8 protein-coding genes and 1 pseudogene are annotated in these 21,475 nt (G+C 71.0%); 8 read left to right on the top strand and 1 reads right to left on the bottom strand.

Annotated elements, in window-relative coordinates; translation table 11 throughout:
- The first annotated feature begins 636 nt into the window (after window positions 1-636).
- The 4 genes and pseudogenes from ACWC1K_RS03935 (at window position 637) to ACWC1K_RS03920 (ending at window position 9,137) form a co-directional block, all read left to right on the top strand.
- Complete coding sequence (locus tag ACWC1K_RS03935) at window positions 637-2,226, top strand: TIGR02677 family protein (protein WP_450828645.1); 1,590 nt, start codon at window positions 637-639, stop codon at window positions 2,224-2,226.
- Entirely contained in the window at window positions 2,226-3,563 is a 1,338-nt protein-coding gene (locus tag ACWC1K_RS03930) for a TIGR02678 family protein (RefSeq protein ID WP_450828644.1), read from the top strand. Before ACWC1K_RS03935 ends, ACWC1K_RS03930 begins: the two co-directional genes overlap by 1 nt.
- Window positions 3,560-7,842 (top strand): annotated as a pseudogene (locus ACWC1K_RS03925) (TIGR02680 family protein). Before ACWC1K_RS03930 ends, ACWC1K_RS03925 begins: the two are co-directional and overlap by 4 nt.
- Window positions 7,839-9,137, top strand: a complete 1,299-nt coding sequence (locus ACWC1K_RS03920) for a TIGR02679 family protein (RefSeq protein WP_450828643.1) — start codon at window positions 7,839-7,841, stop codon at window positions 9,135-9,137. The pseudogene ACWC1K_RS03925 and the gene ACWC1K_RS03920 overlap by 4 nt, the downstream one beginning before the upstream one ends.
- A gap of 80 nt (window positions 9,138-9,217) precedes the next feature.
- Here ACWC1K_RS03920 and ACWC1K_RS03915 read toward each other — a convergent pair whose 3' ends face one another.
- Window positions 9,218-11,203: an N-6 DNA methylase gene (locus ACWC1K_RS03915; RefSeq protein WP_450828642.1), complete on the bottom strand. Its 1,986-nt coding sequence runs from the start codon at window positions 11,201-11,203 to the stop codon at window positions 9,218-9,220.
- Window positions 11,204-11,371: 168 nt separating this feature from the next.
- Here ACWC1K_RS03915 and ACWC1K_RS03910 point away from each other — a divergent pair, with 168 nt between their 5' ends.
- From ACWC1K_RS03910 to ACWC1K_RS03895, 4 genes are all read left to right on the top strand, one after another.
- Window positions 11,372-12,289 carry a serine/threonine-protein kinase gene (locus ACWC1K_RS03910; RefSeq protein WP_450828641.1) on the top strand — a complete coding sequence of 306 codons (918 nt, stop codon included), beginning with the start codon at window positions 11,372-11,374 and terminating at the stop codon, window positions 12,287-12,289.
- Between the two features lie 187 nt (window positions 12,290-12,476).
- The gene (locus ACWC1K_RS03905) at window positions 12,477-13,739 is read left to right on the top strand and encodes a protein kinase domain-containing protein (RefSeq protein ID WP_450828640.1); all 1,263 of its coding nucleotides are present in this window, start codon (window positions 12,477-12,479) and stop codon (window positions 13,737-13,739) included.
- A 160-nt stretch (window positions 13,740-13,899) separates the two neighbouring features.
- Entirely contained in the window at window positions 13,900-17,145 is a 3,246-nt protein-coding gene (drmD, locus tag ACWC1K_RS03900) for a DISARM system SNF2-like helicase DrmD (RefSeq protein WP_450828639.1), read from the top strand.
- A complete protein-coding gene (locus ACWC1K_RS03895; protein WP_450828638.1) occupies window positions 17,142-21,461 on the top strand; it encodes an Eco57I restriction-modification methylase domain-containing protein in 4,320 nt (1,439 codons plus the stop codon). Before drmD ends, ACWC1K_RS03895 begins: the two co-directional genes overlap by 4 nt.
- The last annotated feature ends 14 nt before the right edge of the window (window positions 21,462-21,475 follow it).

Below are 21,475 nucleotides of genomic sequence, written 5' to 3'. Positions count from 1 at the left end.
GAACGGCCTGAGGCGCGCGGCAGGCAGCGAGCCGGCTTCCGGGGCGGTCGAGCGCCGACCGGCCGACGGCCGAAGGGACCGTGTTCCACGAACCAGAGCGATGTCGGTGCCCGACACATCGGTGCGTGTAGGCACGTCGTCCGCGGGCAGAGTGGTCTCCCGCATCTTTGACGGCTCATCAGGTAAGTCGGCATCCGGTCAGCATGAGTCGCCGGGCTTTCCTGGAGGATTGCCTGAACGGACGCCGGTGCGGCGCGAAAGCCCAGGCGTGAAGCCGTCTCGCCCGAGCGGAGCGATGTTCCTCACCATTCTCGACCGGCGTGTCCCGGTGTACAGTCGACTCCGCCCTTGACCTGCACAAAGCAGGCAGGGAGCCGTCAAACAGGAGTCCAAAGTGCTGCGTACTCTGTTCAAGTCCAAGATCTAGTGTTTGGATGGTTTCGCAGGTCAGGGCCCTGATCGCCACCGCCAGGTCAGCAAGAGGTCAGCATCAGTGCTTGTTCAGTCTGTACGTCGGTAACTGTCAGTCCTGTGGGGCCTGCTCCTCATCCGGTGCCGTGCGGTCGATCTCCATGAGCAGCTGGTTTTCTCTAACTTCGCTCCGGAGTGTCAGTGACGGTCCGTACGCTCGACGTCATGGAGGGGAACGAGCGGGAAACCACACACGGGGAGGAAGCCGGCGCCGAGGCCTGGCAACGACTTAGCGCGTACGCCTACCTCAGCGCGCCCGAGCGCCTGGAGTACGTCGCCGTGATGCGGGTGTTCTGCGGCACGCTGCTCGCCGACCTGTCGGTACCCGACCTTCTCGCCAAGCTGGCCGAGACGGACGGCCCGGGGGTGGCGCTGGACGCGGAAGCGCTCACCCGCAGGCTCGAAGAACTCGTGCGCTGGGGCAATCTGCTGCGCAGCACGCACACCGTCAGAGCGACCAGCATCGCCGAATACCAGCGCTCGCGGTCCCGCTACCAGCTGTCGAAGCTGGGGGAGCGCGTGCAGCGGGACGCGGACGAGGTACTCGCCGGGGCGGACGCGGCACGCGAGGTCAGCAGCGAGCTGCTGGCCCTGGTCGACCGCGGTCTGCGGGAGATCGCCGCGATGGCCGCGGCCCCGGGCGGCGCCGATCCGCAGCAGGCGCTGGAGCGGATCAGCACGCTCTTCGTGCAGTTCGCCGAATTCGCCGAGTCCGTCCGGGACTTCTACGCCTACCTGGGCCAGGTACTGGCGCGCTACGACCTCGACTCGGCCGAGTACCAGGGGTTCAAGGAACTGCTGCTCGACTACGTGGAGGCCATCACCGAGGACGTCTCCTTCCGGGCCCCGCGCATCGCGGCCCACCTGGACTCGGTCTGGCCGCACCTGCCCGCGCTGCTCGCCCGGATCGACGCGCACGCGGCGGGTATCGGCGCGCTCGCCGAGGGGCTGCCGGAGACGCGCGTGCAGCGCAGCCGCGGACGCGACCGCGCGGACTGGGAGGGGCTGCGCGAGTGGTTCACCGTCACCGGAGGGCACTCCAGCCAGGTGGATCAGCTGCGGGACGCCACCCTGCGCGCCCTGCAGTCGCTGCTCGCCAACGCCAAGCGGATGCTGCGTTCGGCCTCCGGTGAGATGTCCCGGCGCAAGGACCTGCTGCGGCTCGCGGCCTGGTTCGACGCCGCGGAGCCGGAAGAGGCCCACGACCTGGCTGTCGCCGCCTTCGGGCTCTACGGCGCACGCCATTTGGGGGTGGCACCGGATCCCGACCGGTCCGTGCCGGCGTATGTGAGCTGGTGGACCGGGCCCGTGGTGGAAGTGCCGGTGGCGATGCGCGAGCGCGGCAGCAGGGCTCCGCGCGGACGTGCCGCGGCGGCCGAGGACCACTCCGAGCAGAAACGCCGCCTCGTGGAACTGGCGCGACAGCAGGCCGAGGCACGGCAGGCGGCGGCGGACGAACTGCGCAGCGCTTCAGGCAGGTTCGAGCAGGTGCGCCTCAGCGCGCCCGCGATGCGACTGCTGCTGGAACTCCTGACCACCGCCCTCGGTAACGCCCAGCTGCACAAGGACGCCCATGACTTCCTGCTCGACGGCGCCCAGGCGGCCGACGCCGATCTCGGCATCCGGCTGACCGCGTGGCGCACGCCCGGCAGGTCGATGGTCCTCAAGTCCGTGGACGGCGACCTGACGGCGGATGACCTCACCGTCGCCGTCGACAGCGCGTCCGCACCCGCGGTGGGGGAGGCGAGCGCCTGATGGCCTTGCCGTCCGCGCACGACGTCGCTCTCGCGGCCGAGCGCCGCACCGCCGCCCGGCTCCTGCTGGCTCACCCCCTGGTCACCAGCACCGGACCGCACAGCGACGCCTTCCCGCTCATCAGGCGACACGCCGACTGGCTGGCCCAGCGCTTCCAGCAGGTCTTCGGATACCGCCTGCTGGTGGAGGCGTCGTACGCCCGGCTGTTCAAGGCAGGCCTCGGAACGGGCTCGGGCCACCGCCTGGAACGTCCCTCGACCGGAACGCCGTTCAGTCCACGGACGTACGCCTACCTGGCCCTCGCGCTGTCGGTCCTCGTCACCGCCCCGGAACAGCTCCTGCTCTCCCAGCTCGTCGCCGACCTGCGGGCCGCGGCCGTCGACGCCGGCATCGAGATCGCCGACACCGGACGGCAGGCCGAGCGGCGAACCCTCGCCGCCGCACTGCGGCAACTCGTCGACTGGGGCGTCCTGGTGGAGACGGAGGGCCAGGTCGCGGCCGTCGCCGAGGAACGGGGCGGGGAAGCACTGCTGACGGTGGACCGCGAGATCGCGCGCGTGGTCGTCGCCGGTCCGCTCGCCCAGAGCCGCGACGGCGCGGACCTCGTGCGCCGGGCCGCCGACCCCGGTTTCGGAGGGCCACGCACCTACGTCCGCAGGCGTCTCGTCGAAACCCCCGTCGTCCACCTCGACGACCTCACGGACACCGAGCGCGAATGGCTGCGCACCCGGCAGCGGCGCGAGGCGCAGGCGTTCTCCGAACTGCTCGGCCTGGAAGCCGAGATCCGCGCCGAGGGCATCGCCCTGGTCGACACCGAGGACGAACTCACCGACCTGCACCTGCCGGGCACCGGGACGGTCACGCAAGCCGCGCTGCTCCTCCTGGAGCGGCTGGCCGACCGGCTGCGTCCCGAAGAAGCCGGGCATCCGGCGGTCGGCGGGCGGCTGGTCATCGGCGTACCCGTCCCGGACGGGCTGCTGCCCGAGCTGCTGGACGACCTGATCGAGGAGTACGGCAGGCGCAGCGGCTGGCAGCGCGGTCATCTGGAGGACCGGGACGGATTCCTCGCGGCCGTACTCGACCTCCTCGTCCGGATGCGTCTGATGGCTCCGGCCGGCCCCGTGCGCGCGGACGGCCACGGCCTGCCCGAGGGATACGAACAGGCGGTGGCTGACGGCCGCTCCGTCACCGACGTCTCCCAGGCGCGCGGTCAAGGCAGCGCCGACGGCGGCTGGATCCTGCTCGCCGCAGCCGCCCGGTACGCCACCACCGTGGCGGTCAAGCACCGTACCGACCGGTCCCCGGCGGACGACGACTCCAAGGAGCCACCGCGATGAACCGCCCGCCGACCCCGCACCGTTACCGACTGCACCGCGCGGGCATCCGCAACGTCTGGCAGTACGACGAGCAGGAGTTCACCTTCGGAGAGGGGCGCCTGCTGCTGCGCGGTAAGAACGGCGCCGGCAAGTCCAAGGCCCTGGAGATGCTGCTGCCCTATCTCCTCGACGGCGACGCCCGCGCGCTGGACGCCACGGGGACCGGACGCACCACGCTGGCATGGCTGATGCTCGACGGCTTCGGGCAGACCAACCGGCTGGGTCACCTGTGGCTGGAGTTCGCGCGCACCGACGAGGAGGGCAATGACCATCACCTGACGATCGGCGCGGCCATCCGCGCGTCCCAGTCGACCAAGACGGCGAAGCCGTTCTTCTTCACCACGCGGCTGCGGGTCGGCGAGGCATTCGACCTCGCCCCCGCCGGGCAGCCGCTGCCCGTCGACCGGCTCAAGTCACTCGTCGGCTCCGAGAACGTCACCGACCGCGCCGTCGAGCACCGGGCCAGGGTCGCCCGCGAACTGTTCGGCCTCACCGACCCGGCGCGCTACCGCAACCTGCTGCACCTGCTGCACCTGCTGCACCGGCTGCGCCGTCCCACCATCGGCGACCGCATCGACTCCGGCGGACTGGTCTCGGTCCTCGCCGAGACCCTGCCCGCCCTCGACGACGAGGTCGTGGAGAAGGTGGCCCGCAGCCTGGACGACCTCGACTCGGTCAGGGCCTACCTCGGGCGCCTCGAACGCACCGACCAGGCGTTGCGCTCCTTCCTCACCGACTACCGCGGCTACCTGCACGGGGCGCTGCGCCGCCGCACGGACCAGACGAGCGGTGCGCTCGAGCGGTTGATGGCGCACCGCAGGTCCGCGGGCGACGCGGCGCGCACGGCGGACGGGCTCCGCGAGCGCGAGCAGGAAATCGGCGCCCGCATCGAGGTCCTCGAGGGCGAGTCGAACGCCGCCGCGACGGACCTGGCGGCGCTGCACGCCGGCGCCGGATACCGCAGCCTGACGGAACTCGGGGAGAAGCGCGCCACCGTCACCGCCCTGCACAGCGCGGCCGCCGCCGCCTTCAAGGCCGTCCGGCAGGCGCACGGCAACCAGGAGGAGGCAGGACGGCGTCTCACCGCAGAAGCCGGGCGGCTCGGTGAAGAGCTGGTCGAACTGAACACCATGTACGGCGAATTGGTGCGGGAGGCAGAGCGGGCCGGGCTCGACCCTGTGCACCTGGGGGAACCCGTGGCGACCCCCGTCGCACCCGTCGTACCTGCCGCCACCGCCGAACTGACCGCACCGGACGGCGACTTCCACCTCGTACGACACAGCGCGGTACTGGCGGTCGACACGCAGACATGCGCGGCCGCGCTGCATGCCTGGGACGAGCGGCTGGACGCCGCCCAGCCGGTGATCAGGAACCGTTCCCGGTTCGTCACCGAACTCGGCACCCTCATCGAACAGTCGGACGAGGCCCGACGGGAGGCCGCCGAGGCCGACGCGGCCCGGGAGCGCCTGGAGGAACAGGCGGAACACGCCCGCAGTCGGACTGACCGGCGGCTACAGGAAACCGTGCACGAGTCCGAGGCGTACGCCCTCGCGGCCACAGCCTGGAGCGAGCGGCTGCGGGAATCCACCGGGGTGCCCCTGGACGCCTTGCTCGCCCTCGTCGCGCCGGAGCCGGCAGAAGGCCCACTGCCCGCGCAGACCCCCGAGGCCGTGGTCGAAGCGGCCCGGTCGGCCGTCGACCCCTGGCTGGCGGCGCTGGGCGCGGAGCGCGACGACCTCTCCCTGACCGTCCGCGAACGGGAGACGGAACAGAACCGCCTCCGGCAGCAGCGCGCGGACTGGGAACGCCGCACCGACCCCGAGCCCCCACCCCCGTCCCACCGGACGGCTCCCCGCACACCCGGCACCGGAGCCCCCTGTACCGTCTGGTGGACTTCGCCCACGACGTGGGACCGGACGCGCGGGCAGGGCTGGAAGCCGCGCTGGAGGCGAGCGGCCTGCTCGACGCCTGGGTGTACGCCGACGGCACCGTCCTCGACCCGGCGACGCGGGACACCTTTCTGGTTCCGGGAGCACCCGTGCCCGGGCCGACACTCGCCCAGGTGCTGCGGCCGGTCGCTGCGCCCGACAGCGGTGTGACGGCGGAGCAGGTCGAGCGGGTGCTGGACGCGGTGGCTCTGGCCGGCGGCGAGGTCCTCACCGGCGAGCCCGGCACCGTGGGCATGGGCGTGCACGTAGGCGCGGACGTGGACGTTGAGGTGGCGGAGCCGCACACCGCGATCGGCACCGACGGCTCCTGGCGGCTCGGCATCGCCCGCGGCCGCCACACCAAGGAGGCCGCCGAGTACGTGGGTGCCGAGGTGCGTGCCGAGACCCGCCGCCGGGCGCTGGCCGAACTCGACCGTCGACTCCTCGACCTGGAGCAGGAGCTGCTGGAACGCAGGCGCGGTCTGCGGATCCTCACCGAGCACCGTGACCTGGTCACGGACACTCTGCGCCGCCCGCCTCCGGCACGTGGGCTGACGGACGCCTGGGCTCGCACCGCCGAGGCCGAGCGTGCCGCCGAAGCCCTGGCCTCGCAGGCGAACACGGCGGCCCGCGAGGCGGAACAAGCTCGGGCCCGGGCGGTCGTCGCCCGGCGCGAAGCCGCGGCCACGGCGAGTGCGCACGACCTCCCGGCGGACCCGGCCGCACTCCAGACGGTCCGACTGGCCCTGGACCGCCTCGGCCAGGGTGCGCTGCGGCTGCGCCGACGAGTGGGCGCGATCCTCTCCGCCGCCGACGGCCACCGCGCCGGCCGCGCGGACTACGAGCGTGCCGAGTCGGCGCGCCGGGAGGCCGAGTCCGACTACGCGGAGCCGCAGGCCCGCCTGGAAGCGGCCCGCCGCACCGTCCGGGCCCTGGAAGAGACTCTCGGCGCCACGGAGCAGGAGATCCTGGCCCGCGAGGCGGAGACGAAGCGCCGCCTGGACGCCGTCGGACGGCAGCTCCCGGGCGCGCGAAGGGACATGGCCGACGTACACGACCGGAGAGTACGTGCTGAAGAGGACGAGAGGATGCGGCGCGAGGCACTCGCCACGCAGGAGGCCGAAGTGCTGGCCTGCGGCAGGAGACTGCGTACGGCCCTTTCCCTGCCGGGCGTGCTGAGGGGAGCGGGCCTCGATGCCGACGCGGGCGCCGAAGCGGAGGTCGGCGCCGAAGTCGGCGCGGGCCAAGGGGCCCTGAAGTCCCTGGACCCCGTCCACCACGATGTGCGGGAGCGCATCGCGGCGCTGCGCCTGCTGGTCGACTCCGTGCGCCGCGGCCTGGATGCCGTACGCCGGGACGTCTCGGACACCACCCTCCTCAACCGTCACACCGAACTGCGCGACCAGCTATCCGGCGGCTACGACGCGACGATGGAGGAACGGGAGGGCATCAAGCTGTGCCGCCTCGTCGACGACCACGGCCCGCACGACATCGCCGCGGTCGGCGAGCGCATCGCGGCCGAGGCCGCCGAGGCCCGTGACCGTCTGACGGAGCGCGAGCGCGAGGTCTTCCAGCGTTTCCTGACCGGAGAGTTGGGCGACCACCTGTCCTCGCAAGTGCTGGCCGCGAGCGCCCTGGTCGCCGCCCTCAACACCACCCTCGCCACCGTCCGCACGTCACACGGTCTGGGCGTCACCCTCGACTGGAGCCTGGCCGACGGCGTGGAAGCGGATGTCAAGGCGGCCGTGGACCTGCTGCGCAGCCCCTCCGGCCTGCGCACCCGCGAGCAGTCCGAGCAGCTCCGCGAGGTCCTCCAGCGCCGTATCGAGGACGCCCGCCGTGCCGACCCGGCCGCCGGTTACGCGGCCCACCTGCGGACCGCCCTGGACTACCGCGACTGGTTCACCTTCACCCCCTGGGTGGTGAACGACGCGGCACCGGGCAGCCGCCGCAAACTCTCCGGCCGCACGGGCCTGAGCCAGGGCGAACAGCGGGTCCTGTCCTACCTGGTCCTCTTCGCCGCCGCGGCGGCGCACTTCACCGGCCTCGCAGACACCGCCCCGCAGGCACCCCGCCTGATCCTCCTCGACGACGCGTTCGCCAAGGTCGACGAGCCCACGCACGCCCGCCTCGGCCGCATCCTGGTCGACCTGGACCTCGACTTCGTCCTCACGAGCGAACGCCTGATCGGCAACTGGCCCGACGTACCGTCCCTCCACATCTACGAGTGCCTGCGCGACCCGCACGTCCGGGGCGTGGCCACGCTCCACTACACGTGGAACGGGCGGCAGCGGAGGCTGGTGTCGGTATGACGGGCGCCGAGCAGACCGATGAGCGTCCCCCGGACGCCGCAGCCCTCGCGTTCCTCACCCGGCCGGGCCTCACCCGCCTGTGGACGGCGGCCCGCACCCGCCTGGAACGCAACGGCCTGCGACCGGCCGGAACCATCAGGCTCGAGCACCTGGACGCGCGGGAGCGCGAGGCGCTGTCCCTCCTCCTGGCCAGACCGGTCACCGGCCCCACCGCCACCATCCGCCTGCCGGACCTGGACACCCGCCTGCGCGCCAGTGCGGTCGGACGGGGCCTGGCCTCGACGCTGGAGGAACTGGGCCCACCGCTGACCGACCGCCGGGCGGTCCGCGACGCGGCGACGGCCGAACGCTCCCGCCTGTGGTCGACGGTTCGGACCGAGCTGGAAAGCACGTCGCTGTCGGCTAAGCCCTGGACGGCACAGTGGCTGGAGGAGATACGACGCGGCGGCACACTCGCCCGCCAGGACCCGCACACCGCGACCACCGTCATCACCCAGGCCGTCCAGACCCTGGCGACTCTCTTCCCCGGCACGGACCCACGCCTGACCCCGGCCTCCTGGGGCCGCGGCGAACTGGCCACCCGCGCCACCGGCTCGGCGCACGGCCTGGACGACGGCACCCTGCTGTCCCGGCTGGTTCTGCGCGGCATCGCACTGGCCCGAGGCGTCGAGTTCCCCGCCGACGCACCGGCGCGCCGGGCGCTGTGGCGCATGGCCTCGGTCACGCCGGACGAGGTCTCCAGCACGGTTCTCGCGTACGGCCTGCGCCCCACCGGCGGCACATGGCGGGAGGCGGCACTGCGCGAGCGCGCCGACCACCACATGGAGACCCACCTGACCCTGCGCGAACTACGCACCCTCGCCCTGAACATGCTGCCCGGCACCCTGGTCCACATCTGCGAGAACCCGCGCGTGGTGGAGGCCGCGGCCGACGCCGGCCGCACAGCGCCCCTCGTCTGCACCTCGGGAAGCGCGACGACGGTCGTCCTCACCCTCCTGGACGCGCTGGCGACGGCCGGCTGCGCCTTCGTCTACCACGGCGACTTCGACTGGCCCGGCATCACCCTGGCCAACCGGGTCATGCAGCGGTACGCGGCACAGCCGTGGCGTATGCGCGCGGCCGACTACGAGTACCTCGCGACCCGCGCACAGGTGAACGGCACGCCGTCGATCGCCCTCACGGGACCGTCGGCCGAGGCGGTGTGGGACACGGAACTGGCCCCTGCCATGGACACCCTGGGCATCGCCCTGCACGAGGAGGCGGCGCTCGATCTGCTGCTGGAGGATCTCGGGTGACGACGCCGAGCGTCCGGCCTCGCGGACAGCTCCAGGCCAGGCCGGGACGGTGGTTCAAGCCCCGCGCGGGCGGGAGCGGGTCAGGCAGACAGCCCGCCTGCCGCGAGTCGATCACTCATGTCACTCACCAGCTCCTTGCCCGACCCGCCGGCCGTGGTGAGCAGTTCCTCGAAGGTCCGCAGACGACGGAAGGTCTCGGCGTAGACCGTCTGCTTCTCCAGGGGCAGCTGGAGCACCTGGAGACGACGGATGTCGACCCTGGACGAGCTGGAGGCATGGGTGCCGGCCTGACGCCCGTTGGCGGGCGCGCACAGACAGCCGGCGAGGAAGTGCGGTTCCAGCTTCTCCGCGTCCACGCGCAGGACGTACAGCTGAGGGCCCAGGGCGGTCGGCGATCCCTGGTGGACCCAGGCCTTGAAGGCTCGAGCCACTCCGGCGACCACGACGTCGCCCTCCTCGGCGACGGCCGGGGCCGAACCGGTGGGGACCGTCCCGCTGGGAGTGCCGTCGTGCAGGAGGTCGGCGATGGTGAGGAGCGGAACGGCGACCCCGCCGGCGGGCGCAGCCGACTCCGGCGGCTGCTGGCCGGCGCGCAGTGTCAGTGCTCCGGCTTTGACGAGGTCTCCCACCGTCGTCGTGGTCTGTGGGGTACCGGCCTCGAAGTCGAGGGCGGACAGGTGCGTTGTGTGATCGGCCAGATCGGTCAGTAGCGATCCGAACTCGTCCCACTTGCCTGCGAGTTCCTTACGGGACGGCTCGGCCGCCGCAGCCGTGTAACGCCCCGGGGTGACATCCACCTCGTCGTCGAGAAGGTCGAGCAGGGGCACCTGGACGGCGCCCTGCGGCGGCTCCTGGTCCGGCTGGTCGAGGGTGGCCATCGCGGTGAGCACATAAGAACCGAGGCTTTCCCAGTCGGGGCTGGGTTCGCGCGTTCCCGGCCTCGCGAAACGGGTGGCGTCCACCAAGAGAGCATCCTGGCTCGGGGGAGCGGCCGCGGAGCTGTCCGGGGCCGCGCGGAGGATCCACAACTGAAGTGACACGCTGTGTGGTTGGGCGCTGCCGGGAGGCAGGGAGACGACGGCGCGGAGCGCTCCGGTGCGCAGCAGGGAGCCGCGGATACGGCGGCCTGCCTTGCGTGACGCGACGGCCGGGGGAAGGACGATCACGGCGGCCCCGCCAGGCTTGAGATGGGACAGCAGGTGCTGCACCCAGGCCAGTTCGGGTTCGGTGCGAGGGGGCAGGCCGTGCGTCCAGCGCTGGTCGGTGGCGAGCTCCGCGTAGCCCCAGTCGCGTTCGTTGAAGGGAGGGTTGCACAGGGCGATGTCGGCCTTCGATCCGGCGAAGGGGGCGTCCCGCAGTGCGTCGGCGCTGACGATGTGTGTCCGGATGTCGTGGTCCTCCGCGAGGAACTCGAGCCGGGCGGCGGTCAACGCCGCTAGAGTCAGGTCCCTTTCGCAGGCGAGTACCTCCAGGCCGGGTCTGCCGTACTCCCGCACGGCCGCGGCGGCCAGGTGTCCGGTACCGCACGCCGGATCGAGGAGGGTCAGTCCGTCCTGCGCCGGGCCGAGGCGGACGGCGAGGGCGATTCGGGCCATCAGCGCGGCCAGTTGCGGCGGCGTGGTACTCAGCTGCCGGACGTGCGTTTCCAGCCATCGCTGCAGCAGGAACTCGAAGACCTCCCGGGGCCCCTCCTTCCGCCCCACCCTCGCGGTCTCGGCCACCAGGTCACGTGCCTGCGCGGAGAGTTCGGGCGGGACGGTGCGTGCCCTGGGGGAGCGCATCCGGCGAGCCGCCTCGGCGATGGCGAGTCCCGACTCGTTCCGGCTGCCGAGTGCCTCGAAGCGCGGCCAGAGGAGTTCCCGTCCGCCGATGTCCCTGAGCTTGCCGTTGTCCCGCAGCCACTGCTCGACCTCGGCCAGGGAGAACTGCGGACTGACGTCGGTACCCCCGATGCGGGTCGGGAAGGAGTCGTGGCGGCGTCGCCAGTTGCTCACGGCGGCGCGGCCGACGCCTGCGATCCGGGCGATCTCGGCCAGGCTGACGGGGACGGCTTCATGGGCGCTCATGGTTCGGTCTCCGAGGTACTTGGCGGCTGGGCTGGTCGGCGTTCCCAGCGGCCGTTCATGCAGGGAAGGCTACTACCCCTATTGACTTTGTTCACAGCGTGTACGTTCCATCTTGTTGTGCAGGGAATGTGGAGGTCGGCTGAAATGTGGAGTCCTGCGCCGGGAACGGTGATCCATGACCGCTATCGGCTGGAGTCCGTGCTGGGCCGCGGAGTGATGGGGTACGTCTGGCGGGCCCGCGACCTGCCCCTTGACCGGCCTGTGGCGGTGAAGACCGTCGCAACGGAACTCCTGGCCGTGGCGAGCAGCCGCGACGCCGCACTCGCGCGGTTCGGCAGGGAGACGCGGGCGGCAGCGCGCCTCGACCACGCCAACGTCGCCACGGTCTTCGACGCGTCGATCACGGACGACACATGCTGTCTGGTGATGGAGCTGATCGACGGCACCACCCTCGAGTACCTCTTCGACCAGCAAGAGGACGGCCGCTTCGACGTGCCCTCTGCGGCCGCCGTTGCCGCCCAGCTGTGCGCGGGACTGTCCGCGGTCCACTCGGCCGGCCTGGTGCACCGCGACCTCAAGACGCAGAACGTCATGGTCCGCCGCGACGGCGTCGTGAAGATCCTCGACTTCGGCCTCGTCAAGCTGCTCGGCGACACCGACCCGCGGCTGACGATGACCGGCGAGGGGGTCGGCAACCTCGTCTGCGCTTCTCCCGAGCTGCTGGCGGGCCGGGACCCGCTGGACGGCCGCAGCGACCTGTACGCCGTGGGCTGCCTCCTGCACCACATGCTCACCGGGGACACGCCCTTTCCCACGGATCAGCCGGCTCTCCTGGCCTCCCATCACCTCGCCTCGCCCCCGCCCCTCGTCGCCGACGCGGGCGCACGCGTACCCCGGGATCTCCAGAACCTGATCACGGCCCTCCTGGCCAAGCGGCCGGACGACCGTCCAGCGTCGGCCGCCGAGGTCTACGCGGGTTTGGCACCCCATCTGCCAGAGCCGGACCCCGCGTCGGCGCTCAGGCGGACTCCTCCCGAGGATCCGCGCCGCCCTTTCCTCGTCCCCCAGGGACCGCTGCTCCTGTGATCCACGGGCTCACCGGGTTACGGCAAGAATTCTGCGGTCGTTGCGGGCTGCACCTTTTCGGTCGCACCCGGCACAGGAGTGTCATGGCCGGTGACAGAATGTCTCCGTCGGCCGGGGCGCCGTGTCGGTCCCGGACGACACGGGACGCGGCGGGCGCGGCAGGCGCCGGAACTGGGGGCTGGGTGCGATGCGGCGGAGCCTTGGGCGGTACGAGCTGACGCACGAGCTGGGACGGGGCGGGATGGGCGTCGTCTGGGCGGCCCGCGACCGCGACCATGACCGCGAGGTCGCCGTCAAGCTCCTCGCCGCCCGCGGCCGCGATGCCGAACCGAGCATGCTGGAGCGCCGGTTCCTGCGCGAGATCCGCCTGACCGGCCGCCTGCGGCATCCGGGCGTCCCCGCCGTCCACGACCACGGCAACCACGAGGGCGAGCTGTACCTGGTCATGGACCTCGTCCCCGGCCGCGCCCTGGACGCCGTCCTGAAGAACGACGGTCCGCTGGGCGTCGAGCAGGCGGCGGACGTGGCCCGCCGTACGGCCGAGGTGCTGTCCTACGCCCACGGGCAGGGCGTCGTGCATCGCGACCTGAAGCCGTCGAACCTGATGCTGACCCCCGACGGCGAGATCAAGGTCCTGGACTTCGGGGTCGCCGCGGCGCTGGAGCCCCAGCCCGGCGAGACCCGTTTCACCGCCGCGAACGCCACTCCCGGCACGGTCGTCTACATGGCGCCCGAGCAGGCCGTCGGCCAGACCGTGCCCGCGAGCGACCTGTACGCGCTGGGTTGCGTCCTGTACGAACTGCTCACCGGCGCGCCGCCGTTCACCGACGCCAGCCCGTTCATGCTGTACCACCGGCATGCCCACGACATCGTCCCGCCGCTCGCCGACCGCCGCCCCGGTGTGCCCGACGGACTGCGGGCGCTCGTCGAGCGGCTGCTGGAGAAGAAGCCCGAGGACCGGCCCGCCTCCGCCGAGGAGGTGGCCGCCCTGCTCGCCGCCTGGGCGCCCCGACCGGCTTCCGCCGCCGGGACCGCGGCCGCTCACCCGCGGCTGGCGGAGCTGGCGGCCCTGCGCCGGGCGGGACGTCCGGCCCGCGCCTTGGAGGAGTACCGCGAGCTGATGGACGGCCCCGGTCTCGACCGCGCGGGCATGCTCGCCGCCCGCGCCGGAGCCGCCCTGTGCGCGGGGACGCTGGGCCGCACCCGCGAGGCGCTGGACGAGCTGAAGTCCGTCCTCGCCGAACAGCGCAGCCTGCTCGGGCCGGGCCACCCCGCCGTTCTGGACACCCGCTACGAGATCGCCGTCCTGCTGGTCCGCACCGGGGAACGGCACGCCGCCGAGGAGTTGTTGCGCCGCCTGGCCGACGAGGAGGAGACGGTCCTGCCCGAGTCCGACGCCGGACACGGACGGAGCCGCACGCTGCTGGAGCGGCTGCGCCGCATGGGCTGAGCACCACCAAGGCCCCGAACCCGATAGCGCGAGACTTTGTAAGCTCTGTTCACAGATTAAGGCTCGTGTTAGCCTGCCGTCACGTCGTTCCGGAGGGGAGACAGGACACGGGACACTGTCTACGGACGACGGCAGGTGAACACCGAGGGGAACAGCGCTCATGACGCCAGCAGCTCAGCGCGAGACCGAGCGGACGGGAGCGCAGCCGCTCCCCGAGGAAGGGAATCTGGTCGAGGTGCGCGGCCAGTCCTGGGTGGTCGCCCGCGTCGAGCCGTCCCCGGCCGCCCCCGACGGCGAGGAGAACCGGCGCCCCGCGACCCTGGTCCACCTCCAGTCCGTCGCCGACGGCCGCTTCGGCGACACCCTCTCCGTGATCTGGGAGGTCGAGCCCGGCCGCCGCGTCCTGCCCGCCGGCTCCCTGCCCGACGCCTCCACGGGCTCCTACGACTCCCCGAACCGCCTCGCCGCGTTCCTCGACGCCGTCCGCTGGTCCGCGGTCGCCTCCGCCGACGCCCGGACCCTCCAGGCCCCGTTCCGCTCCGGCGTCGCCGTCGAGCCGTACCAGCTGGAGCCGGTCTCCCGGGCGGTCGGCGCGCCCCGCGTCAACCTGCTCCTCGCCGACGACGTCGGCCTCGGCAAGACCATCGAGGCCGGCCTCGTCGTGCAGGAACTCATGCTGCGCGGCCGGGCCCGCCGCACCATGGTCGTCTGCCCGGCCGGTCTCACCCTCAAGTGGCGCGACGAGATGGCCGAGAAGTTCGGCCTGGAGTTCACCATCGTCGACTCCGAGCACTGCGCCCGCCTGCGCCGCACCCACGGCACCGCCGCCAACCCCTTCCGCGTCCATCCGCTGACGATCGTCTCCCTGCCCTGGCTGCGCGGGCAGAAGGCCCAGCGCCTCCTGGACGAGGTCATCGGCGCGCCGGAGGAGAGCCCCGACGGCGAGCACAAGCGCTTCTTCGACCTGCTCGTCCTCGACGAGGCGCACCATGTCGCGCCCGCCGCGCCCAAACAGGTGTACGCGGTCGACTCCCAGCAGACCAAGCTGATCCGCCGCCTCGTCCCGCACTTCGAGCACCGCCTCTTCCTCTCCGCCACCCCGCACAACGGCTACCCCGAGTCGTACACGGCGCTCCTCGAACTCATCGACGACCAGCGCTTCGCACGCGGCGTCGACCCCGACAAGGAAGCGCTCAAGGACACCGTCGTACGACGTCTGAAGTCGACCGTCACCAACGCCGACGGCACCCCCCGCTTCCGCACCCGCGTCACGCGCGAGCTCTCCGTCGACTACACGCAGCAGGAGCGGGCGATCCACGAACTGCTCGGCTCGTTCGCGGAACTGCGCCGAAAGAAGCTCACCCCCAAGGCCCGCGGCGGCCGCCGCGCCGCCGACCTGGTGACCCTGCTGCTGAAAAAGCGCCTGTTCTCCTCCCCGGCGGCGTTCCTGCACACCGTCCAGGTCTACCTCTCCCACCTGGAGGACACCGGCGGCCCCGCGCGCACACGCTCGGCGGCCGCCGAAGTCCCCGAATGGCTGGAGGAGTTCGCCGACCTCGTCGCCGACCTCGACGACACGGGCCTCGTCGACGCCGAGGACGACGCCCTGACCCGCTCCACCTCGCTCACCCCGGCGGAGGACGGCCAGGAACTGGACCTGCTCCAGGAGATGGAGCGCTGGGCCCTCACCCACGAGGCCGCCCCCGACTCCAAGGCGGAGGCGCTGATCGCCGAACTCAAGGCGATCTGCCGCCCGGACGGAAAGAAGTGGACCAATGAAAGGGTCGTGGTCTTCACCGAGTACCGCGACACCCAGAAGTGGCTCCACGACCTCCTCCAGCAGGAGCAACTCACCGACGGGGGCCGCGTCGAGCGCCTGCACGGCGGCCTGTCCGCCGAGGAACGCGAGCGCATCCGCCTCGGCTTCCAGGCCGAGCCCTCCCGCGAGGAGGGCAAGGTCCGCATCCTCCTGGCCACCGACGCCGCCGGCGAGGGCATCGACCTCCAGAACCACTGCCACCGCCTGATCAACTACGACATCCCCTTCAACCCCAACAAGCTCGAACAGCGCATCGGCCGCGTCGACCGCTGGGGCCAGAAGCACGACCCGGAGATCACCCACTTCATCGGCTCCGGCTGGCAGCAGGCGCAGGCCGGCTCGTACGAGGCCGACCTGGAGTTCCTGTCCCGGGTCGCGAAGAAGGTCGCGCGCATGGAGCAGGACCTCGGCTCCGTCAACGCCGTCCTCGCCGACGCCGTGCAGCGCCGTATGACCGGTGACACGGCCCCCGTCGACATCGAGAACGCCAAGCCCCGGCCGATCAAGGGCCGCCGCACGGGAGGCGAGGTCGCGCCGGAGCAGAACGTCACCGCGCAGACGAAGCGGCTCGCCGACCAGTACGACGAGACGGTGACCGCGCTCGGCCTCACCCCTGGCAACGTCAAGCGCGTCGTGGACACCGCCCTCGCCCTGGACAACCAGCCGCCCCTGCTGCCGTCCACCCTGCGCGCCGAGGACTTCGAGCCGGGCGACCTCTTCGACGTACAGCCCCTGTCCGGGAGTTGGGAGCGAGCGACCCGCGGCCTCGCCCACAAGCTCCGCGAGGGCGAGCAGCGCCCGCTCACCTTCTCCCCGGCGGTGGCCGCCCAGGGCAGGGACGACGTCGTCCTCGCCCACCTCAAGCACCCGCTCGTGGCCCTCTCCACGCGCCTGCTGACCGCGGCCGTCTGGAACGCGGACCTGATCGGCCTCCACCGCGTCACCGCCGTCGTCTCCGACGACCCGGCCGTGACCACCACCCTCGTCTCCGCGTACGCCCGGTACGTCCTGGTCGGCACCGACGGCACCCGTCTGCACGAGGAAGTCCTGTACGCGGGCGGCTGGTTCGGCGACACGGGCCGCTTCCGCCGCTGGGAGTCGGTGAACGAACAGGGGCGGGTCCTCTCCCAGGCCCTCACCGACGGCATCGAGGCGGCCCCGCACCTGCGCAGGGAGCTCACCGAGGCCTGGCCGCGACTCCGCGACCCGCTCTACCGGTCCCTGGAGGCCCGCGCCGGCGAACTCGGCCGCCAGCTGGAGAGCAGGCTCGCCGACCGCCGGGCGGAGGAGGAGCGCCGGATCACCGCGACCCTCGACCGCTTCGAGGCCACCCTGCGCGCCAAGCTCAAGGAGGAGGGCGACGGAGAGGGCGAACAGCTCGCGCTGCTGTCCACCCATGAGCTGACCGGTCACGAGCGCCGCCAGTTCGAGGACGACCGCCGCCGCTGGGACGACCGCCTCAAGGGCCTCCCCGCCGAACGGACACGCGAACTCGCCGCCATCGCAGCCCGCTACCGCGAGCCACGTTCCCACCTCTTCCCCGCCGCCGTCGTCTTCGTGATCCCCGCAAAGGAAGCCCGCCGATGAGCCCCCGCCGCCCCGTGAGCTCCGGAGTAGCCGCCGCCAAGGCCCAGGCCGTCGACGGTCGCCGCCAGCACCAGGAGTGGCTCGACCTCACCGAGGTCTCCGGCCCCTTCTTGACAATGCCCGTCCTGCTGCGCGCCTGGCCGCAGCTCGACACGCTGGAGAAGGAGGAACGCGCCCGCCTCCGTGCCCGCCACGCCGACTGGCAGACGGACCCGACGGCCGGCCGCGACGAGTGGGTGGCCTACCTGCTGGGTCGCCTGCTGGGCTGGGACGACGCGCTGGCGTTCCGCCAGGGCGAGGCGGAGCACCACGGCCTCGACCGCCTCACCCTGCGCGTCGCGGAGCACAACACCGAGGTGCGTCCCGACTTCGCACTGGTGGAACCGGGGGCGGACCTGGCGGCCGAACCGGACGTGGAGTCGGCGGCGAAGCGGGTACGCCTGCTGGGCATGACGGTCCCGGCGGGCACCGCCCCCACGGCCCGCGTCGGCGGTGGCGGCGACTGGTCGGCGGCCCCCGCCGACCGCCTGGCCCGCCTCCTGCGCCACCACGGCGTACCGCTCGGCCTGGTCACCGACGGCCGCTGGTGGTGCCTGGTCTGGGCCCCGCTCGGCGGCGTCACGACCACGGCCGTCTTCGACTCCATCGGCTGGAACGAGGCCGCCGAGCGCAACGTCGTACGGGCCTTCGTCTCACTGCTGCGCCGCCGCCGCTTCTTCGAGTACGACGACGCCGAGACCCTCGTCGGCCTGCTCAAGGCCAGCCTCGCGGCGGGCGAGGACGTCACCGAAGCGCTCGGCGTCCAGGTCCGCCAGGCCGTCGAACTCCTCGTGGATGCCATCGGACGCGCGGACGTGCGGGCGGTCGAGCACGGCGCGCCGGGCCTGCACGCGACCGGCGTCAGCGCGGGCGAGGTCTACCGCGGCGCGGTCGCCGTCATGATGCGCGTCGTCTTCCTGCTGTTCGCGGAGGAGCGGGGCCTGCTCCCGGCGGATAACGAGGTGTACGCCCGCTCGTACTCCGCCCGCTTCCTGCGCGACGAGTTGAAGGCGCGGGCGGACGAGGAGGGCGAGACGTCACTGGAGCACACGACGTCCGCCTGGCACCGCCTGATCGCCCTCTTCCACGCCGTGCACGGGGGAGTGGACCACCCGGGCTCGGGCTTCCACCTCCCGGCCTACGACGGCTCGATCTTCGACCCGGACAAGCACCCGTGGCTGGAGCGCACCACCCCGCTCCTCCCCATCGACGACCGCACGGTCCTGCACATGCTCCAGGCCGTCCAGGAAGTCCGGGTCGGCAAGGGCAAGGACCGCGAGGTCCGCACGCTCAGCTTCCGCGCGCTGGACGTCGAGCAGATCGGCTACGTGTACGAGGGCCTACTGTCGTTCGACGGCCGCCGGGCCACCGAGCACATGGTGGGGCTGATCGGCCCCGAGGGCCTGGAACACGAGGTCGCCCTACGGGACTTGGAGATGCTGGCGGCGAAGGCCGGCGGCTCCGTGAAGACGCTCGCGAAGTCGGTATTCGAGAAGTGGAAGGACCCCAAGCCCCCGGCGACGGCGGGCCAGTTGGAGAAGAGGCTCGCTCCCCTGGGGACGGAGGACGTGGCGGAGGCCCGTCGCCGCCTGAACGCGGTGACGAAGGACCCGGCGCTGACGGAACGGCTCCTGCCCTTCGTCGGCATCCTCCGGGACGACCTGCGCGGCCTGCCGACGGTCATCCCGAACGGCGCGCTGTACGTCACGGAGTCGTCCCTGAGGAAGAACACGGGCACGCACTACACGCCCCGCTTCCTCGCGGAGGAGGTCGTGCTGCACGCGCTGGAGCCGCTGGTGTACGAGCCGGGCCCGCTCCAGACGGCGGACACGGCGGAGTGGCGCCTGAAGTCGGCCGACCAGATCCTCGACCTGAAGGTCGCCGACATCGCGATGGGCTCGGCAGCGTTCCTGGTGGCGGCCTGCCGATACCTGGCGGACCGGTTGATCGAGGCCTGGGAGTCGGAGGGCCGCGCGGACGCGATGGCCTACCGGGCGGGCCGGGCCGTGGACGCGGTGACCGCGGCGGACGCGGAGCAGGACCCGGTCGTGGTCGAGGCGCGGCGGCAGATCATCGAGCACTGCCTGTATGGCGTCGACATCAACCCGATGGCTGTGGAGATGGCCAAGCTGTCGCTGTGGCTGGTGTCGATGGACCCGGGGCGCCCGTTCACGTTCCTGGACGACCGGTTGGTGGCGGGGGACTCGCTGCTGGGCGTGCACGACATGGAGCAGATCCAGTCGGTGCACATGAAGCCGACCGGGCAGACCGACGTCCTGGCCGAGCAGGCCCGGCAGTTGGTGGACCAGTTGACGCGGGAGCGGTTGGCGATCACGGCCATCAAGGGGGTTGACCTGCCGGCGCTCCAGGAGAAGCGGGAGCGGTTGGAGGAGGTTAACCGGCATTCGCGGCGGTTGCGGCTGGTGGGGGACCTGATCGCGGGGGCGGCGCTGGCCACTTGCGCATCGGGGCGGGTGCCTTGGTACGAGGAGGAGGGCGGGGAGCGGGTCCGGGACCTGTTCCCTCGGGCTGCGTGGATCGTCCAGCGGATCATGGAGGACGGGGTCGAGGACGACTCTGATGTGGTGCGGGCGGCTCGCGTTACGGCGGAGGAGTGGCTGGGGGCGGAGCTGCCGGAGGGGGCGTTGGAGCGGCGGCCGGTGCATTGGCCGTTGGTGTTTCCGGAGGTGTTCACGAGGGGTGGCGGGTTCGATGCGATCGTGGGAAACCCGCCCTTCCTCGGGGCCAAAAAAGTCTCCCTTGCGATGGGGACGTCATATCGAGAGTATTTGGTCGACTATGTATCGGCGAGCCAGCGCGGAAATGCAGACTTGGTTGCATACTTCGAACTCCGAGTTCATGCATTGCTCAACTCGGACGGACAGTCGGGGCTGATTGCGACAAATACGCTCGCGCAGGGTGATACGCGCGAAGTCGGTCTGGATCAGCTTGATCGTTTTGGAGTCGAGATTCGCCGTGCCATCAAGAGTGAGGAGTGGCCTTCAAAATCGGCGCAGCTTGAGTATTGTGCCGTATGGACTAGTAAATCGGTAGTTCGTGGATCTGCGGTAAGACTGCTCGATGGAATCGTCGCCGTAAACGGGATTTCGACATCTTTGAACCTTGCGACTCGGGTTACCTCTTGGAGTGAGTCGCTAAGCGCTAACCTCAAGCAGGCGTTTATGGGTTCGAATGTACTTGGCTTGGGCTTTACGCTTCCAGGTGGGACGGCTCAAGATTGGATCGCCGAGGATTCTCGCTACGGGGAAGTGCTCTTCCCGTACATTAATGGGCAGGATGTTACGAGTCACCCATGTCATGCCACTGACCGGTGGATTATTAACTTCCACGACTGGAGCCTGGCGAAGGCTAGGGAGTATCCGAAGGCGTTCGATCGGGTTCTGCGTGATGTGAAACCTGAGCGCGATCAGAAGAATATCAAGGCCTATCGTGACTATTGGTGGCATTATGCCAGCAAAGGCTCTAATATGGTGGCAGCCCTTCGGCCTCTGGAGCAATGTATCGTGATTGCTCTAGTGAGTAAGGCGGTCATGCCCGTCATGGTGTCAACTGGTCCTGTATTTTCGCATAAACTCGGAGTTTTCTCCTCTGCGGATCCCGCACTTCTTGCCCTTCTGTCCAGCGCCCCGCATTACTGGTGGACTGTCGATCGCACTTCAACGCTGGAAACGCGTATCAATTACAGTCCTACTGACGTCTTCGAAACCCTCGTTCGCCCCTCGCTTACCGATCGCCTGCGTGATGCCGGAACCCGGCTAAATGACTACCGTGGATCCCTGATGAGGTCTCGGTCTCTCGGTCTGACTGACACCTATAATCTGGTCCACGACCCTGCCTGTCAGGACGAGAAAATTGTAGAACTCCGACGTATCCATGAGGAGATCGATAAGGCCACGGCCGAGGCGTACAGCTGGGATGACCTCTTGGATGGCTCCGGCCAAACCCCGGCTGCCGACCCGGCCCACAAGACGTTCCCCCTCGATCACGGCTTCCATGAGACCGACCAAGGCACCCGCTACACCATCGGTCTCCTCGCTCGAACCGAGATCATCGATCGCCTCCGCCAGCTGAACCACCAGGCGTACGCCGACGAGGTCCACCTCGGTCTCCACAAGGGCGTGACGGAGAAGAAGGCGAGGGAGAAGCACCCCGATCTGCCCCCGCCGTCTCCCGAGGCCATCCGGAAGCGCAAGGAGCAGCTTGCCGCGCGAGGTGGGTCGGATTTCGGTGAGGGCGCTGAGGGCGCCCTGTTCTGAGCCGTCGGCATGAC

The organism is Streptomyces sp. NPDC001492, from assembly GCF_053597275.1.
This window is presented reverse-complemented; position numbering and strand designations above follow the sequence as displayed.

Bases quoted from the DNA above. Each gene is read 5' to 3' on its own strand.
- ACWC1K_RS03935 (WP_450828645.1), top strand. From the start codon at position 637: ATGGAGGGGAACGAGCGGGAAACCACACACGGGGAGGAAGCCGGCGCC.
- ACWC1K_RS03905 (WP_450828640.1), top strand. From the start codon at position 12,477: ATGCGGCGGAGCCTTGGGCGGTACGAGCTGACGCACGAGCTGGGACGG.
- ACWC1K_RS03930 (WP_450828644.1), top strand. From the start codon at position 2,226: ATGGCCTTGCCGTCCGCGCACGACGTCGCTCTCGCGGCCGAGCGCCGC.
- ACWC1K_RS03920 (WP_450828643.1), top strand. From the start codon at position 7,839: ATGACGGGCGCCGAGCAGACCGATGAGCGTCCCCCGGACGCCGCAGCC.
- ACWC1K_RS03895 (WP_450828638.1), top strand. From the start codon at position 17,142: ATGAGCCCCCGCCGCCCCGTGAGCTCCGGAGTAGCCGCCGCCAAGGCC.
- drmD (WP_450828639.1), top strand. From the start codon at position 13,900: ATGACGCCAGCAGCTCAGCGCGAGACCGAGCGGACGGGAGCGCAGCCG.
- ACWC1K_RS03915 (WP_450828642.1), bottom strand. From the start codon at position 11,203: ATGAGCGCCCATGAAGCCGTCCCCGTCAGCCTGGCCGAGATCGCCCGG.